A 16591-nucleotide genomic window follows, 5' to 3' on the forward strand; every position below is an offset into this window, starting at 1 on the left:
TCGTAATCAGGAGGATACGATCATGATCATTTCAGCACACGCCGAGCAAGCCGTATTCGACAACAACAGCGCCTGGATCGCGGCTCTCGATCAGGCTCACGCGCGGGCCCAGCACAGCTACTTTACGCAGTACATCCTGATCGATGGACAGAGGGGCTATCTGGTCATCGACGAGGGCGACTACGGCGCACTACCGGCGGAGCTTGAGGGACGGGTCATCGATGCTGTCTGCGGCAAGCTGAGCGACGAGTTCTAGGCACTTTGGCACCATTAGAGGGAGGGCGTCCGTCAGGGCGCTCTCTCTTTTTTATGCTCGTTCACCGGACCGCTTACTGGGAGCGTATTCGGCAGGTGCGGAGCGATTTGGCTCGCCTGACGAAAAAGCCCCGCCGAACCGCTTGGGCTCGGCGGGGTTGAGGTCGAGAGCACCAGAATGGCACCCTTCGGGTCGCAGACACGGTCTAGCATCGCTTTGATGAAATCAAAGTGACGATCGTCACTCGCGACGGATCGCCACGCGCATCCAGGCCACCCAGGCAGGTCAGCTCGGCACCCGGCCTCGAGGTTGACCTCGAGCCGTTCGACGGCACTGACGGGAGCAGATCAGGCCAGCGCCTGAGGGCAGCCGAGGCCCCTCCAGTCCGGTACTCCTTGACCCGATTGTCCTTCCAACCGACCACCTGGAACGCCTCTGCAAAGGAAGGGAAGTGGGCACACCGTACGCGACATGTCGCAGGTAGGAAGTATCAGAAATAGATGCTAAAATCTGTGATTTCGATCCCTTTGGTGCTTTTCCGTCACTTTGACCTACAGGGCCGCGTAGCACGTCAGTCTACCGTGGGGGGAGGCAAAGACGGCAGGGTTCCCTGCCTTCAATGTTCTTGACATGTTCCAAATGCCAACGTAGTCTGCTCATCACTTTCGCAGAGTGACCAGGCTCCTTCAGTTGAAGGAATCTGTCGAATGTCACGTCCCAAATGTCTCCAAGCCTACGTCTCTGACGAGCTTGCTATCCGTGCCCGCGCAGCAGCTTCTGCCAACGGGCTCGCGCTCAGCGAATGGCTGCGCACAGTCATCGTCCGCGCCTGCGATAGCGACCTCTCGGTCGCCAGTGATCGCAGCGTCATGCTCCGGCTCTACCGCCAGTCGCTCTTCGCCATGGTTGGGGTTGATGCCCTCCTCGCGGGCCATAGCGATCATGCTTTGCGCGAGCGGGTGCATACCGCTTTCGCTGCCCGCTGCCGCGCCGCCGGTGTCGCTGAAACCACCGACGAGGGAGGCGGCCATGAAGCGTGACCTCGGCAATTTCACTCGCGGCAGCCAGCTCATCGAGCACTTCGGCTTCATGTTCGCAGCGGGCCTCAAAGGCCCGCTAATCATTTCCCTCATCGTTATGTGCTGGATGACATGGTGGACCGTCTCGCAAGGCATGTCCGACCACGAAGTCTACCTCGCGTGGATGCATGTCTACGGCGTCGGCTACCGCTTCATGGAGTTCGATCCGGCGCACGATGTGACGGTCCGGACAGCGTGGGGAAGGGCCGTGACCTTTCCCATATCCCTGCTCGATATCTACCCGCCCGTGGTGCACGCGTGGCATCATCTGCTGAAGCTGGTCGGCATCGCTCTGGCCTGGTCGACCGTGATCCTTGTGCCGGTGTTTGTGGTGTGGGTCTGGTTCGCCTCGCGGTTTGGCGGCAAGGCCAAGGAGCGCCAACATGAGCGCGGCGCCAAGCTGACCAGTCTCCGCGATCTCGAAACCCGGATCCGGAGGCATAACAAGACGGAGCAACGCAAGGAGTGGAGCGCGAAGCTTGGCAACGAGTGGCGCTTTTGCAGTGCTGCACAACTCGCACGCGCGTTTCCCTATCGGCCTTCGAGCATTGCCGGGGTGACCTATCCCTGGCGGCTGGAACAGAGCCACGCCATGCTCATCGGCACCACCGGTATGGGCAAGACCGTTGCGCTCTCGGACATGATCGAGGAGGCCCGGGAGCGCGGACACCGCGCGGTGATCTTTGACCTCACCGGACACTTCATTGAGCACTTCTACGATGCCTCGCGTGACGTAATCCTCAATCCGCTCGATGCGCGCTGCCCGCGCTGGAGTGTGTTCGACGAATGCCGCGACGAGGCTGAGTTCACGGCCGCTGCCGAGGCGCTGGTGCCCCACGATGGGGGCGGCTCGGAACAGTTCTGGGTGCTCGCCGCGCGCCTGCTGTTCGTCGAGATGTGCCTCAAGCTCCGCGCCCGCGGCGCCGATAGCAACGACGCTCTGGCGAGGGAGCTGATGACGGCAGACCTCGCCCAAGTGCACAAGCTCATGCGTGGCACAATCGCCGATCCGCTGACCGCACCCGAGGCCGCGCGCATGGCTGAATCCATCCGCGCGGTGTTCAATGCGAATGCCAAGGCTCTCAAGATGCTCCCCCGAAAGGGGAAGCCTTTCTCGATGCGCAAATGGATCGAGAGCACCGATGACGGTGGTGGGTTCGTCTTCATTTCGGCTCGCTACGTCGATCTCAGCGTGTGCTCGCAGCTCCTCACCGTCTGGCTGGACCTGGCGATGAACACGCTGATGACCCTCGATCGCACCCGCGACCTGCGCATCTGGTTCTTCATCGACGAACTGGGGGCGCTCCACCGCCTCCCTGCGCTCGAGAAGGGCCTCCAGACCGCGCGCAATTTTGGCGGCGCGATCGTCACAGGCATCCACGCCTATGCCAAGCTGAAGGAAGTCTACGGCGACAACATGGCAATGACCTTGTCCTCGCTTGCCCGAACCAAACTCGTTCTCGGGACCGGCGATGCCGACACCGCCACATGGTGCTCCGACTTCATCGGCCAGAGAGAGGTGCGGGACATGGACGAGGGCTACACCTACGGTTTCAACAATGCCCGTGATGCCGTCAGCCTGACCACGCGGCGGCATATTCAGCGTCTGCTCCTTCCCGACGACATCAAGGACCTGCCTCGCCTTGTCGGGTACCTCAAGTTTCCCGATGGCTTTCCCGCAGCGGAGGTCAGACTCACGCCGGTCGACCGTCCGATGCGTTCGAAAGCGTTCATTCGCAGGCCAGCTGATCCCTTCCCGAATCGGCCGATTGCGCGAGAATTGGCGGATGGAAGCACCGGCGAGGACTGGACGGGATCCTCGGCTCAGGAGCACCCGTCATCCAATGATGATGGCGCGGGCAGAAGGCTCGATCCGCGCCAGGGTCTGCTGCCGCTTGTTCCCCGCGAGCCGGAGAACGGTGGGGGTGACGAGCGCGTCCAGCATCGCGGCAGTCTGACAGATCAGGCCGCTGATATCGGTCTGGCGAAGGGGGATGCTACCAGCCCAGGTGTGCCGCGCGAGGGTCAATCCGCAGACGAGATGGCGGGCGTTCAAGGTGCAGGGTCTGTGCCGACCCGCGGTACCAGCCCGGAAGCTGCGAAGGCCAGTGGCGACGGTGAAGTGCCTGACATGTCGGCGCCAATCTATGGCAGGTCGTCGGCAACTGACACCAATCCGGCACATTCAGATCAGCCTCTGGCAGAGGCACCCTTGGCGCTGACCGACCCCCGCCGGATGGCACTCGAAGGGGACGCATCTGAGGTGCGTCATGCACCTCGCGAGCCTCGCGATGTCGGAGAGTTCGACATCGAGATCTGAAGCATCAGCTTCCTCTGATCGGGGGCCTTGCCCATGCTCTCCGTTGCCAATGTCCGCACCGCCGGCGGGGCCGCCCGCTACTTCGCCGCCGACAACTACTACACCCGCGCTGATGCCGATCGTTCGGGTGAATGGTTGGGCAAAGGCGCGGACAAGCTGGGGCTTTCCGGCGAAGTCGATGCCAAGACCTTCGAGGAAATCCTCAAGGGGTTTCTGCCCAATGGGACCCGCCTTGGCACCGACAGGCGCGAACACCGGGCAGGAACCGACCTTACGTTCTCGATGCCCAAGAGCTGGTCGCTGCTTGCCCTGGTGGGCGGCGACCGGCGTATCCTTGAGGCCTATACCGAGGCGGTCAAAGAGACGCTCGCGTGGGCCGAACGCAACCTTGCCGAGACCCGGATCGAGGTGAGGGGCAAGGACAAGGCCGTCGCCACCGGCAACCTCACCGTCGCCCTCTTCATGCACGACACCAACCGCAATCAGGAGCCCAACGCGCATATCCATGCGGTGGTCGCCAATGCGACGCAGGGGCCGGACGGCAAGTGGCGTGCCCTTCGCAATGACAAGCTGTGGGAGCACAATACCCTGCTCAACGCCATGACGATGGCCCGCTTCCGCATCTCGGTCGAGCGCCTCGGCTATGAGGTTGGCGAAGTCGGCAAGCACGGCAACTTCGAAGCGGTCGGTGTCCCGAAATCCGTACGCGATGCCTTCAGCTCGCGCCGCGCAGAAATCCTCGGCCAACTGGAGGGGATGGCCTCGCGCAGCCTCGCCGCGCGCAGCGCCGCGAACCTCATCACCCGCTCGGAAAAGAGTACGGTGGAGGACCGTTCCGCGCTGGTGAGCGCTTGGAAGGAAAAGGCAAAATCCATCGGCTTCGATCCATCTGCTGTCATGGCGAGGGCGAATGCGCGCGCGGCGCAGGGCCTTGGCGAGGTCGGCAAGCTGACCTCGATCGTGCGCGGGACCGTGACCAGGGCGCAGGACCTTGCGGCCGCGCTCGCCGAGCGCTTTGGGCTCAGGGAAGGCGATCCGCTGATGCCTCGGGATCTCGCCAAGCGGTCGCCCGAACAGGTCGCGGCTGCCCACGCCGTGGCGTCCGCCGTGCGGCATCTCGCCGAGCGCGAAGCGGCGTTCTCGAAAGTCGATCTCTACCGCGCAGCGCTGGGTTTTGGCCTTCCCGCAGCCTTGCCGGCGATCGAGCAGCGGGTGCAGCAGCTGGTCCGGCAGGGCGCGCTGCAGCGGGGTGCCGGGGTCAGCCAGGGCATGCTGACCACGAAAGACGCGGTCGCATCCGAACAGCGCATCGTGGCAGCCGTGGAGGAGGGCAGGGGTAAGGTCTCGCCGATCGTCGCGGTGGAAGCCGCTGGTGTGCGGCTGCAGGGCCTCTCACTGATGCGATACGGCATCACGCTCAATGCCGGGCAGGAGGCTGCCGGACGTCTACTGCTGGGTTCGACCAACCGGATTGTTGCGATTCAGGGCGTCGCCGGCGCCGGCAAGAGTACGGTGCTCAAGCCTGTGGCCGACATCCTGCGCGAGGAGGGCAGGGTGGTGCTGGGCCTAGCCGTGCAGAACACTCTGGTGCAGATGCTCGAGCGCGACACCGGCATCCCGTCGATGACCGTCGCGCGGTTTCTGCGCCGCCATCAGGATTTGCTCGAAGGCGGCAATCCGGCCCGGCTTGCCGAAGCGCGGGCAGAGATGAAGGGCGCGGTGATCCTGCTCGACGAGGCTTCCATGGTCGGCAATGCCGACAAGGAAAAGCTGGTCCTTCTCGCCAATCTTCTCGGTGTCGACCGCTTCGCCAGCATCGGTGATCGCAAGCAGCTGGGCGCGGTCGACGCAGGCAAGCCTTTCGATGTCATGCAGCGCTCCGGCATCGAAACAGCGACGATGGATGCCAACATCCGCGCCCGCACCAAGGCCTTGCGTGCTGCGCAGCAGGCGGCGCAGGGCGGGCGGATCGATGACGCGCTACGGCACCTCGGCAAGAATGTCGTCGAGGTCGGTGAAGGGGCAGCGATCGAGGCGGCGGCGGCGTGGCTCTCGCTTGCGCCTGTCGAGCGCGAGCGAACTGCGATCTATGCCTCTGGCCGTGCTCTGCGCAGCGAGGTCAATGCCGCTGTTCAGACCGGGCTAAAGGCCAATGGCGAACTGGGTCAGACGGCACTGAGGCTGCACGTGCTCTCACGCGTCAACACAACGCGCGAGGAGCTGCGCTATGCATCCAGCTATCGCCCGGGGATGGTCGCCGTATTCGACCGCGACAATCGGGCGCAAAAGGTGGGCAAGGGCTCGTACACGGTTATCGATAGCGACAGGCAGCGCGGGTCGGTGACCTTGGAGGGGGCAGGCGGGAAGCGCACAGTGCTGAAAGTTGATCGCCTTCGTCCCAATGGTGACTACGATCCGCTAAGGCTGTTCGAAGTCAAGCGCCTGGACCTCCATGCAGGAGACCGCATTCGCTGGACCGAAACCGACCACAAGCGCGGGCTCGTCAATGCCGACCAGGCGCGCATCACTGCGATTGGCCGGGATACGGTTTCGCTGGTGACCTCGACGGGCATTGCGCATGATCTGCCGGCCAGCGATCCGATGCTGAAGCGGCTTGATCTGGCTTATGCGCTCAATGCCCATATGGCGCAGGGGCTCACGTCAGACCGCGGCATCGCGGTGATGGACAGCCGCGAACGCAATCTCTCGAACCAGCAGACCTTCCTCGTGACCGTCACCCGCCTGCGCGATGGGCTAACCCTCTTCGTCAACGATGCCTCGCGGCTTGGCGCGGCCATCGCTCGCAACACGGGCATGAAGCGTTCTGCCCTCGAAACCGTGGGCCTGCTGCGCGAGGCAGCCGCTTCCGGTCTTGCGAGAGGGAAGTCCGAGGCAGCGCTGCAGAGCGAGCCTCCCGTGCTCAAGGAACCGCCTGAGCGCGAGAAAGCGATGGTCAAGCCGTTCGAGATGGGGATCTGAACGGGCGGGATCAGACTTTGCGGCCGAACCAGAGCACACGGCCAACGATGTTCACCGAGCGGCGGTCCAGCCCTTGCCAGCTGGGATAGGCCGCATTGTCGCTGACCACCGAAATCTTCCGCCCCTGAGGCTCGATCGCGATCCGCTTGACGTTGAGTGCGCCGTCCATGCGAAGGACATAAATCCCGTCGCGCAGCTTGGACTGATCGTCCGCAACGTCGACCAGCACCTCGTCGCCATCATGCAGAGTTGGCTCCATCGAATCTCCGACCACCTTGATGATCGAGAGGCTAGCGGGCTTTGCCTGCGTCAGCTTGCGCAACCACTTCTCGTCAAACCCGAACTGGCCGGCCTGGCTTTCCGCGCCGGCCAAGGCACCGTGGCCCGCAGAAGCCTCGACATCGAGTACTGGAATCTGAACGAGCTGGATCACTGGGGTGTGCCGCGCGACTGGACCGCCGAGGACAGTTTCATCGACACCGAAAAACTGCGCCAGGATCTGGCGGTCCCGCTCGTCGAGGTGGCGAGGGCTGCCTTTGCGGAGGAACTGTTGGATATAGGAAACGTTTCGGCCAAGCAGCCGCGAGATTGACGAGTAGTTTACGCCGCGCTGGCGGATCAAGTCGTCGAGCACTGCGCGTGGATCGTTCATGGTTTGCGTTCCTGCGATTCTAGGACTTTATCCTAGAGCTAGGAAGGATCCATAAACGGAACAAAATGTGAACTCAAGATGGTTTCGACGCTCAGCAGTGTACCCTGCGACCCTCGGGCGCAATCGACCCAGCGCGTTCGCGTGAGACCTAGGGTGGGCCGAGGGAGGTGCCGCTGGACGACTGAGGTATCTTGTGGGCGCAAGTGCGATCACTGTTTCGTTGGTGATCCTTGAACATTAGAGAGTTCGGTTATCCTTCGTGCAATCGCTTGCCAGATTGTGATGCTGTTTTGATCACCAGCAAGAACGAGCGCGCCGATCTGTTCAGCAACAAAGAGGGCTGCCCCGTCGCCGTGTGCTTTGAGGACCTCGTTGGCACAGGCCAAGAGTTCCCAGTCGCTCAGCATCAGCCGAGCGTCGTGATTAAAGCGATCGCGATCGCGTATAACCCGTAGGCAACGAGCGCAGCTGCAATCAGAAACTCGAGGCGCAGTTTCAAACCCTCCCGGCGGATCTCACCCGGAACCCGGATCTCGTCGCAAACCAGTCCGTTGAACCCACAGCGCTGCCCGACAATCTCGACGTGTGAACCGACGAGCTTGCGCGCTGCACTGGCGTTCTCGAGCTGCCAAGTGCCACCGCCATCTGACTTGAGGACGAGACCACCCGGTCCTATTTCGATGATGCCTGCGAGGCGTTGCGTGCTGCTCACTTGCAAGCTGGGCCCTTCCAAAAGCGATCCCAGCGAAGCACAGTGCCGGTCCTGATCATGGCACATGAGAGGTCAGCACCAGACGGAAAGCGGCACCACGCGGCTGTTCTGTTGCCACCTGCCGAACCCACAGATTCGCAGACAAGTCTTGGTCCCGCGACGATAACATGACCAGTCTCTAGTGTTCCGCGCGGTCCGCCGAGCAACTGGACCAAGGCATCGCGCGCCTCGATTGCCGTTGCGGCGGGGCAGGGCTGGTTCGACCGGCAAGTTCCATCCATCTCACGCGCCGCGATCCCGCCGATACGCAAATGGGGGCCCTCAGCGCACCAAACGGGTCCGTCACCATCGTAGACATGCGTGGGGGTGCAAGTGAAGGTCTGGCCCGCGGAGACAACCACTGCTGCGAGGACTAGAAGCATGGCGTCACTATCTCATCCATGTACCTGATCCTGTCAGTGTCGAACGGGAAAGTCATCCCGAACTGCGCACTTGTTGGCTGGAGTGCGGAATTCAGCTGCGTGCGGGCTCAGAGAGCGGCCACATGCCGCGACCGAACAGGTTGCGTGGCGTGACAGGGCGGGTTGGTTCAGGAAAGCCGAACATGCGGCGCTGGACGGTCCAATCGAGTGGAATGTGCGCCGACGCCAAGGTTTTCCGAGTTAGGCTTGGTGGCTGTGTCCCGTCGGCGATTGCCGCAACGATATCGGGTGCGAGGTAGTTCAACCGTATGAGGCGGGAGAAATAGCCCGGAGACCGGCCAAAGCGCAGAGCCAAGCCAGGCAAATCAAGATCTCGATTGCCATCGAACAGCGCCTGAGCTGCTCGGGCATCTCGGAGCAGGATCTTGAGCTGCTTGTCCGGTTTGGCGTTGGCATTTGGGTCGCGAGGGCCAACAGTAAATGATGGCCAGCGCTCCGCCGAGATCACACTTACAGGGACTTCCAGTGCGTAGCGTGCGTTGCTGGTCGGCCATTCCGATGGCCGTCCGACAAAAGTCCCTTGGCCGTCCCATTCGAGAAGCCTCCTGATCTCGATCGGGCGAAGCTCGATCGCGACGCTCTCCGGTGCAACCTCAACTCGGACAAACAAGGCGGCGACGAACGCTGAGATCTGCATCGGTGTGGCGCCGCTAAGCCGTGAAGCAGCTATCGGCCCCAAGCCAGTCAACCGATCAAGCTCAGCGCCAATAATGCCATGTGCACGAAGCGCTGCGCGAAGCCTGCTGCGATCACCGAAAAATGCACTGACAGCTGCCAGGACGACAGCATCGAGCCGATCAGCTCGCGACCGATAAGCGCGCAGAAATTGAGCCTGTGACTGTCAATCGGCGTCCAATCGGGACCCCCTATCGGCGCGCAAAAGGGCCCCCCTTGCGGTTGCGTGGATCGGCTGATGCTGGGCGCAGGTTTCGCGCTGCTGGCGGCGTAGGGAGGGCGTAGCCCGACCGGAGGCGGCAGCAGCGCGAAGGCGTTCTCTGGGGTGTCTCAGCTGCGGTGTTTGAAGCGCCAGCTGTCGTTGCCGGTCTCGACGATGTCGCAATGGTGCGTGATGCGGTCGAGCAGCGCGGTGGTCATCTTGGGATCGCCGAAGACGGTAGGCCACTCGCCGAAGGCCAGGTTGGTGGTGATGATGACCGAGGTCTTCTCGTAGAGCTTGCTGATGAGGTGGAACAGCAGTTGGCCGCCTGATCTGGCGAACGGCAGGTAGCCCAGCTCATCGAGGACTACGACGTCGAGCCGGCTTAGCTGGGCGGCCATGGCGCCGGCCTTGCCGATGCGAGCCTCCTCCTCGAGCCGGGTGACGAGGTCAACCGTATTGAAGTAGCGCCCGCGGGCTCCGGCGCAGACGACGCTGGCGGTGATCGCGGTGGCGAGGTGAGTCTTGCCGGTGCCCGTGCCGCCGATGAGCACGATATTGCGCCGTGCGGGCACGAATGAGCCAGCGTGGAGGGAGCGCACCAGGCCCTCGTTGATCGGCGTGCCCTCGAACACGAAGGCATCGAGGTCTTTGACCACCGGCAGCTTGGCTGCGGTCATGCGGTAGCGGATCGAGGCGGCATGACGATGCGCCGCTTCCGCCCGCAGCAGGTCAGTCAGGATCTCGTGGGTCGTGCGCTTGCGCAGCAGCCCCGTGGTGACAGCCTCGTCGAACGCCCCGGCCATGCCCCTGAGGCCGAGCCCGCGCATCGCCTCGATCATCTCATGCCGCTGCATCGAGGCCTCGCACCGTGTCGTAGCGGGCGCAGTCCGCGATCGGCGGATGGCTGAGCTTGAGGTCGACGACCACGTCGAGAGGCCGGTCAGTCGCTGGTTCGCGGTATCGCGCCAGAATGTTGAGGATCACCTCGTCGCTGGCGGCGCCGGCATCAAGCGCTTCGCGGATCGCGGCCTCGACCGCGTCCAGGCCATCGGTCTGCACGGCCGCCAGCACCCGCACGAAGCGCCGATCGGCCTCATCACCGCTCCCCAGCTTGCGGCGCAGCCGCGCCAGTGCCGGCGGAAGGTCCCAGCCCTGGAAGGGGGCGCCGTTGCGCCAGGCGCCGGGCTTGTTGGCCAGAACGGGGAGATAATGCCAGGGATCGTAGATCGTCCGGTCACGGCCGAAGTGCCGGGCATGTTCGGCGATAACCTCGTCACCGAGGCGCACGACGATCCGGTCGGCATAGGCGCGGACCTGGACCGCCCGCCGCGCGGCCTTGGCCATGACGGAATAGCGGTTGCGGTCGAAGCTGATCAGGCAAGTGCCAGTCACGGCATGCGTGGTCTCGTGGAAGCCGTCGAACGGCGCCAGCATGGGCTGCAGGGCTGGCCGCTCGAGGTCCAGTGCCTCAGCCACGGTCAGTTCCTTCCGTTCGGGATGGGGATGCAACGAGGCCCAGCGCAGACACTCGGCCTCCAGCCATCCGTTGAGCTCCTCGATGCTGGTAAAGCGCAGGCGGGGCTGGAAGAAGCGCCCACGGATGGTCTGGACCTGGTTCTCGACCTGACCTTTCTCCCACCCCGCTGCCGGCGAGCAGGCCGTGGGCTCGACCATGTAATGGTCGGCCATGACCAAAAACCGGCGGTTGAACACACGTTCCTTGCCGACGAAGACCGCGGCGACAGCCGTCTTCATGTTATCGTAGATCCCCCGCAACGGAACGCCGCCGAAGAAGGCGAAGCCCCGGGCATGGGCATCGAACACCATCTCCTGCGTCTCGCGCGGATAGGCCCGGACATAGATCGCCCGCGACGCGCACAGCCGCATGTGCGCCACCTTCACCCGCATCGGCTTGCCGGCGATCTCCACATCCTCGTGGCTCCAGTCGAACTGGTATGCCTCGCCGGGTTGGAACAGCAGCGGAATGAACGCCGGGGCGCCGTCACCGGCATCCTTGCGCCGCGCTTCCGCCCAGCGCCGGGCGTAGCGCCGGACCGCATCGTAGGATCCCTCGAACCCCTCCCGGCACAGCAGATCATGGATCCGCGTCATGCGCAGCCGGTCGCGCCGGTGCCGCGCCTCGTTCTCCGTCAGCAGCGTATCGAGGCGTTCCTGGAACGGCCCAAGCCGGGGCAGCGGTTGGACCGTGCGATGGTAATCGAACGCGCCTTCCGGCGCCCGGATCGCCTTGCGCACCACTTTGCGCGACAACCGCAAATCCCGCGCAATCGCCTTGATCGCCTTCCCACCCGCGTGCTCGCGCCGGATCCGAACGACTGTCTCCACCACCAACATCCCGATCTCGCCACCTGGAATACCAGGCGGCCCGCTACACCATCGGAATGAGGGGTCCCTTTTAGACGCCGATCACCCCGCTAACGGGGTCCCTTTTGCACGCCGGTCCACACCTGTGACCACTGCGCGTTGCTCGACACGTAGAAGTGGTAGGGCTGTCCGTCGACCCAGTTGGCATCGAGCAACATGTGGCGCCCGTGATCGTCCCACAGAACTCCCGCCAAGACGTGGTCAGTACCAAGAGCTGATGGGCTCTTGCGAGTACGGCTGGCCACTAAGGAGCTCGCTTCCTCCCAGGTGCTCCGATCGATGATTGCTGCGTGCCGGCCTGGCCATGTGCGGTCATGACCTCGGATCTCGCCGACGTAGATGGGATTGCGGAGAATGTTGTAGACCGACCCTGGGCTGATAGGATTTCCACCTCTCGTTCCTCCCTTTCCTGATGCCTTGCGCGAGCTACAGAGTCCGGCCTCCCGCACAGCCGTCATTGCGGCAGTGTAGGTTCCATGCTTGAGGAATGCCGCGTAAATGAAGCGGACGATCTCAGCTTCGGCCTCGACGATCTCAAGTTCCCCCTCTCGGTATTCATATCCGAACGGTGCGAGCCCGCCATGGATGCGGCCATGGCGTTTGCGAGTCCGTATGCTGTCCCGAACACGCTCGGCGATCAGTTCCCGTTCAAATTGGGAAAATGTCAGCAGGACGTTCAAGATCATGCGGCCCATGCTGTCGGCCGTATCGAACGCTTGCGACACAGATACGAGTCCAACTGACCGCCTGTCGAAAATTTCGATCAACCTTACGAAGTCGAGCAGGCTGCGGGTCAGGCGATCAATCTTGTAGATGACGACGGTGTCGATCTCGCCGGCTTCGATGTCTTTCATGAGAGAAGCAAGCGCTGGCCGCTCGAGACCACTGCCTGAGTGACCACCGTCATCGTAGCGCTGTGCCAGTTCAGTCCAGCCGCGATACCGCTGGCTGGCAATATAGGCCGAGCAGATCTCGTGCTGTGTGGTCAGCGAATTGACATCGTGATCTAGGCGACTGTTGGTGCTTTTGCGTGTGTAGATGGCGCAGCGGTGGGGTGGGCTTGTGACAATCTCCGACATCGTCATCCTCCTGAAAGGGGAAGACAAGTCTGCTTGCTCCAGCGGCTCAAAAACAGCGGCAACGTTAGGCGCCATCTCGCTAGGTGAATAGCCGGTAATAGTCAGATCGGGGAAGTAAGGGTCGATCGCTCGACTTGTATTCCGATGCGAGCCAATAGGCGAACTACAAACGATTGTTTCTGTGTCCGGGTACCTCTCTGCAATTTTTTGTTATGAAATTGGAGGTATCCACTCTTGACCCGTCAACTCTGGTAGATGATGGTCGTCGCGCTGTGTACATATGGGGACCACCATGTCGAGCAAGAATTTTCTAAAGCCGTTTGCGCTGACCGTCAGTACTTTGCTCGTATCCACGCAGGCGCAGGCGGCCCATGATCCTCAGCTGGTCAATGCAGTTGAGCAGGTCTCGCAAGCTGCGATGGCTACCAATATGTCGGAACTGATCCTTGGCGTTTCGACTGACGTAATGACAGCTGATGCGCAGCACGCCAGTCATTCGAGTCACGCGAGCCATTCGAGCCATTCGAGCCACAGCTCTCACTCTTCCAGCTCATTTTGAGTTGTGAAATCCGAAACGGTCACGACGCCTGATCCGCAGGCTGCGCAACGCGTTTCGCTGTGCGGTTCTGCATATTCGGTCGAAGCCGTGCACCGAGCAGCCTATGCCATGATGGCTACAATCGACGTGCGAATTCTGGCGACCGAACCAGAGATTGTCTGCGAACTGCACGTGCTCGGTAAAGCGAGCGCTGCCGATGCAGAACTTACCTTTCGCCGAGAAGTTACAGATCACCAGCTCCGCCTCGTGATTGAAGAACGAACCAGCGCCTATCGCGATCTGATTCTGGGCCTGGCATTCTCGCGGACGGGCTTACAGGGTGGCTAAGTTTCGTCCAGCTGATGCGTTCGATGCTTCAGCCAATGCACCCTACACCATGCTGCCCTGGCGCTTCACCGCGTTGGATGAAAATGAGCGCTATGTCGCGACAAACCTGGTCGGCGAACATCTCGTCCTCGACAGGGAAACAATCGGCAAGTTTGCGCGCCAAGAGTTGACGCCCCAGGATCCGGCCTACGATGCTTTGAAAGCGCGCCACTTTCTGATCGATGCCGACACAGGTGTAGGGGTTGATCTGCTTGCGCTCAAGCTCAGGACCAAGCTTGCCCCGCTCGCGAATTTCACCGCGTTGCACATCTTTGTTGTGACGCTGCGCTGCGAGCACAGTTGCCCGTACTGTCAGGTCTCGAGGGCGAACAATGACCGCGGCGAGTTCGACATGTCGCTCGATACCGCGATGAAGTCTCTCGATCTTGTCTTTCGGTCCCCCTCGCCAGCGCTCAAGATTGAGTTCCAAGGCGGAGAATCCCTCCTCAATCTGCCCTTGATCAAGGCGATTGTCGAAGAGGCGAAACGCCGCAACGAAACAGCCAGACGCGAACTCGCGTTTGTCGTTGCCACCAATCTCGCCGTTTTGAGCGATGAGGCACTTGCCTTCTTTAAGGCAGAGAACATTCTCGTTTCAACATCACTCGATGGTCCCGCAGATCTCCATAATGCCAATCGTCCCCGACCAGGGCGCGACTCACATCAGCGGGCAGTAGACGGTATTCACCGAGCGCGCCGCGCACTTGGACATTACAATGTAGGCGCACTGATGACGACGACTTCGGCCAGCTTGGACCGGGTCAAAGCGATCATTGACGAGTATCTGCGCCTAGACTTTGGCGGGATTTTTCTTCGTCCGTTGTCGCCCTATGGGTTCGCCATCAAAACCAAGTCGTACGCTGCCTACAGCCGTGAGCGCTGGCTGGAGTTCTACTTCGAGGGTCTCGATTACATTATCGCCCTGAACCGGCAGGGATTTGACTTCATTGAGCACTATGCCGCGATGGTGCTCAAGAAAATGTTGACCCCGCTTCAGACCAGCTACGTGGATCTGATGAGCCCCGCCGGAATCGGAATTGCTGCCATCGTCTACAACTATGATGGCACCGTCTACGCATCCGATGAAAGCCGCATGCTGGCGGAGATGGGCGATCCGACGTTCGCGCTAGGAAACGTCCATCAGAACTCGTTTGAGGAGATCATGCTTGGCGATGCCTTGATTGAGCCCCTGATGCAGTCATTTGCCGGGTCGGTACCCGGCTGTTCCTCTTGCGCATTTGAGCCGTGGTGCGGGGCGGACCCGGTGTTCCATCACGCCACACAGGGCGATGCAGTAGGCAAGAAGCCGCTGTCAGCATTCTGTACGCGAAACATGGCGCTCTTCCGCGGCCTGATAACCCGGATGGAAGCGGATGATGACGTCAGAGCACTTTTTCAGAAGTGGGCGAACAGGGTATGATTCCCCTTCGTGCTCGTGCGCTCGAGTTCCACAACGCTCCAGTCGGGCAAGCTGATGTTGTTCGGGTTTCGTTATCGCCTGAGAGGCCTGAAGTTGTCAGAGCACAGGAAGGATATGTCGTCGGCGCCGAGGCAGTTCCGAACGGCTTTGCCTGGTACCTGCTTGCATCCGCTGATGACTTGGTGCGCCTACCCGGCAATGCGCAGGCCGTAGTCGCGCCGGACCAAACGAAGTTCTTGGGCCAAGGCGACGTCATCGCGGTCGACCCCAAGCGCAAAGCACTGAGAGTGCTCTATCGCCGTTGCTCGCCGTACAATCATTTTCTCCTGACAGAGCGCTGTAACAACTATTGCTTGATGTGCTCGCAACCGCCGCGAGATGTTGAAGACGGCTGGATTGTTGACGAGATATTGCGGGCAATCCCGCTCGTCAGCCGAGATGCAATTGAGATCGGATTCACGGGAGGCGAGCCGACCCTGTTGGGTGAGCGCTTCCTTGAGCTCGTTCAGGCAGCAGCCTCACATTTGCCGCGCACCGCGCTTCATATCCTCTCGAACGGCCGCCAGTTTGCTGATGGCAGGCTGGCGGCAAAGCTCGCTTCAATCGGCCATCATGATCTGATGTTGGGGATACCGCTCTACTCTGACTTAGCCCACCTCCACGACCATGTTGTCCAAGCGGATGGCGCGTATGACGAGACGGTCAGGGGAATACTGGCGCTGAAGGCCAGCAGCGTCAGGGTTGAAATCAGGGTGGTATTGCAGGCGCAGACAGTGGGACGATTGCCGAATCTCGCTCGGTTCATTTCGCGGAACCTGCTGTTCGTGGACCACGTCGCGCTGATGGGGCTTGAACCGACGGGCTTCGCGCGGGCGAATCTCGAAGCGATCTGGGCCGACCCAGTTGACTACGCCAACGAGCTCAGTGCAGCGGTTCGAATTCTAGCTGGTGCAGGTATCAGGACGTCCGTCTATAACAGCCAGCTTTGCGTTATGCCAACGGAGGTTAGGCCTTACGCACGCCGATCGATCAGCGATTGGAAGCAGACCTACCTGCCTGAATGCGAGAACTGTACTTCAAAGCAAGAATGCGCAGGTTTCTTTGCGAGCGTTACCCATGCTCGAAGCCGAGGGATACGCCCGATCTAGAACCAGCATTGGAAGTTGCCTTTTCGGATTGCCATCAGGGCTGCACGCTTATCTTACTCGATCTTATCGCGCTCCGCACGACGTGCCGAAACCTAAAGTTCGATTATCTGAGTGGCCACTTGCAGTTGGCCATATCCGACCAACTCAGTAAGCGTGGCCTGAGGGCCGCCTTGCTTATCGAGCCATGTTGATGGTGTGGGCGGCTTTGCCGGAGGCGCGGCGTTTGGCGAGCTTGGCCATGCGTGCGCGGATTTCGTGGGAACCAATATCTTCT

Annotated in this window: 16 protein-coding genes; 8 read left to right on the forward strand and 8 right to left on the reverse strand. The window is 61.6% G+C overall.

The window, feature by feature from the left end; all coding sequences use genetic code 11:
• The first annotated feature begins 22 nt into the window (after positions 1-22).
• The 4 genes from LDN95_RS19365 (at position 23) to mobF (ending at position 6634) form a co-directional block, all read left to right on the forward strand.
• Positions 23-256: a hypothetical protein gene (locus LDN95_RS19365; protein WP_226019211.1), complete on the forward strand. Its 234-nt coding sequence runs from the start codon at positions 23-25 to the stop codon at positions 254-256.
• A 707-nt stretch (positions 257-963) separates the two neighbouring features.
• Positions 964-1296 (forward strand): hypothetical protein, encoded by a 333-nt coding sequence (locus tag LDN95_RS19370; RefSeq protein ID WP_226019212.1) that lies wholly within the window; start codon positions 964-966, stop codon positions 1294-1296.
• Positions 1286-3655, forward strand: a complete 2370-nt coding sequence (locus LDN95_RS19375) for a type IV secretion system DNA-binding domain-containing protein (protein WP_226019213.1) — start codon at positions 1286-1288, stop codon at positions 3653-3655. The genes LDN95_RS19370 and LDN95_RS19375 overlap by 11 nt, the downstream gene beginning before the upstream one ends.
• Positions 3656-3688: 33 nt before the next feature.
• Positions 3689-6634: a MobF family relaxase gene (gene mobF, locus LDN95_RS19380; RefSeq protein WP_226019214.1), complete on the forward strand. Its 2946-nt coding sequence runs from the start codon at positions 3689-3691 to the stop codon at positions 6632-6634.
• Positions 6635-6644: 10 nt separating this feature from the next.
• Here mobF and LDN95_RS19385 read toward each other — a convergent pair whose 3' ends face one another.
• The 8 genes from LDN95_RS19385 to LDN95_RS19420 form a co-directional block, all read right to left on the reverse strand.
• On the reverse strand, positions 6645-7286 hold the full coding sequence (locus tag LDN95_RS19385) for a S24 family peptidase (protein WP_226019215.1): 642 nt from the start codon (positions 7284-7286) through the stop codon (positions 6645-6647).
• Between the two features lie 209 nt (positions 7287-7495).
• Positions 7496-7693, reverse strand: coding sequence for a hypothetical protein (locus LDN95_RS19390; protein WP_226019216.1), 198 nt, complete (start codon positions 7691-7693; stop codon positions 7496-7498).
• Entirely contained in the window at positions 7693-7998 is a 306-nt protein-coding gene (locus LDN95_RS19395) for a DUF5818 domain-containing protein (protein ID WP_226019217.1), read from the reverse strand. Before LDN95_RS19395 ends, LDN95_RS19390 begins: the two co-directional genes overlap by 1 nt.
• Positions 7995-8420, reverse strand: a complete 426-nt coding sequence (locus LDN95_RS19400; RefSeq protein ID WP_226019218.1) for a hypothetical protein — start codon at positions 8418-8420, stop codon at positions 7995-7997. Before LDN95_RS19400 ends, LDN95_RS19395 begins: the two co-directional genes overlap by 4 nt.
• Positions 8421-8511: 91 nt before the next feature.
• On the reverse strand, positions 8512-9117 hold the full coding sequence (locus LDN95_RS19405; RefSeq protein ID WP_226019219.1) for a hypothetical protein: 606 nt from the start codon (positions 9115-9117) through the stop codon (positions 8512-8514).
• 368 nt (positions 9118-9485) lie between these two features.
• Complete coding sequence (gene istB, locus LDN95_RS19410; protein ID WP_054123598.1) at positions 9486-10214, reverse strand: IS21-like element helper ATPase IstB; 729 nt, start codon at positions 10212-10214, stop codon at positions 9486-9488.
• On the reverse strand, positions 10201-11715 hold the full coding sequence (gene istA, locus LDN95_RS19415; protein WP_226019220.1) for an IS21 family transposase: 1515 nt from the start codon (positions 11713-11715) through the stop codon (positions 10201-10203). Before istA ends, istB begins: the two co-directional genes overlap by 14 nt.
• Positions 11716-11795: 80 nt before the next feature.
• Positions 11796-12824: a recombinase family protein gene (locus LDN95_RS19420; protein WP_226019221.1), complete on the reverse strand. Its 1029-nt coding sequence runs from the start codon at positions 12822-12824 to the stop codon at positions 11796-11798.
• Positions 12825-13116: 292 nt separating this feature from the next.
• On the opposite strand from LDN95_RS19420, the gene LDN95_RS19425 reads away from it, so the two are divergent.
• From LDN95_RS19425 to hxsC, 4 genes are read left to right on the forward strand one after another with little or no spacing between them, the layout of a single operon-like run.
• Positions 13117-13383 carry a hypothetical protein gene (locus LDN95_RS19425; protein WP_226019222.1) on the forward strand — a complete coding sequence of 89 codons (267 nt, stop codon included), beginning with the start codon at positions 13117-13119 and terminating at the stop codon, positions 13381-13383.
• Positions 13384-13386: 3 nt separating this feature from the next.
• Positions 13387-13710, forward strand: a complete 324-nt coding sequence (locus LDN95_RS19430; protein ID WP_226019223.1) for a hypothetical protein — start codon at positions 13387-13389, stop codon at positions 13708-13710.
• A complete protein-coding gene (gene hxsB / locus LDN95_RS19435; RefSeq protein ID WP_226019224.1) occupies positions 13703-15169 on the forward strand; it encodes a His-Xaa-Ser system radical SAM maturase HxsB in 1467 nt (488 codons plus the stop codon). Before LDN95_RS19430 ends, hxsB begins: the two co-directional genes overlap by 8 nt.
• Positions 15166-16317 (forward strand): His-Xaa-Ser system radical SAM maturase HxsC, encoded by a 1152-nt coding sequence (gene hxsC / locus LDN95_RS19440; RefSeq protein ID WP_226019225.1) that lies wholly within the window; start codon positions 15166-15168, stop codon positions 16315-16317. Before hxsB ends, hxsC begins: the two co-directional genes overlap by 4 nt.
• The last annotated feature ends 274 nt before the right edge of the window (positions 16318-16591 follow it).

This window comes from Novosphingobium sp. FKTRR1, from assembly GCF_020404405.1.
Taxonomy (GTDB): Bacteria; Pseudomonadota; Alphaproteobacteria; order Sphingomonadales; family Sphingomonadaceae; genus Novosphingobium.

Coding starts and splice junctions, on each gene's coding strand:
- LDN95_RS19390 (WP_226019216.1), bottom strand. CDS start 7,693: ATGCTGAGCGACTGGGAACTCTTGGCCTGTGCCAACGAGGTCCTCAAA.
- LDN95_RS19420 (WP_226019221.1), bottom strand. CDS start 12,824: ATGTCGGAGATTGTCACAAGCCCACCCCACCGCTGCGCCATCTACACA.
- istB (WP_054123598.1), bottom strand. CDS start 10,214: ATGCAGCGGCATGAGATGATCGAGGCGATGCGCGGGCTCGGCCTCAGG.
- LDN95_RS19385 (WP_226019215.1), bottom strand. CDS start 7,286: ATGAACGATCCACGCGCAGTGCTCGACGACTTGATCCGCCAGCGCGGC.
- LDN95_RS19370 (WP_226019212.1), top strand. CDS start 964: ATGTCACGTCCCAAATGTCTCCAAGCCTACGTCTCTGACGAGCTTGCT.
- hxsC (WP_226019225.1), top strand. CDS start 15,166: ATGATTCCCCTTCGTGCTCGTGCGCTCGAGTTCCACAACGCTCCAGTC.
- LDN95_RS19375 (WP_226019213.1), top strand. CDS start 1,286: ATGAAGCGTGACCTCGGCAATTTCACTCGCGGCAGCCAGCTCATCGAG.
- istA (WP_226019220.1), bottom strand. CDS start 11,715: ATGTTGGTGGTGGAGACAGTCGTTCGGATCCGGCGCGAGCACGCGGGT.
- LDN95_RS19400 (WP_226019218.1), bottom strand. CDS start 8,420: ATGCTTCTAGTCCTCGCAGCAGTGGTTGTCTCCGCGGGCCAGACCTTC.
- mobF (WP_226019214.1), top strand. CDS start 3,689: ATGCTCTCCGTTGCCAATGTCCGCACCGCCGGCGGGGCCGCCCGCTAC.
- LDN95_RS19405 (WP_226019219.1), bottom strand. CDS start 9,117: ATGCAGATCTCAGCGTTCGTCGCCGCCTTGTTTGTCCGAGTTGAGGTT.
- LDN95_RS19365 (WP_226019211.1), top strand. CDS start 23: ATGATCATTTCAGCACACGCCGAGCAAGCCGTATTCGACAACAACAGC.
- LDN95_RS19425 (WP_226019222.1), top strand. CDS start 13,117: ATGTCGAGCAAGAATTTTCTAAAGCCGTTTGCGCTGACCGTCAGTACT.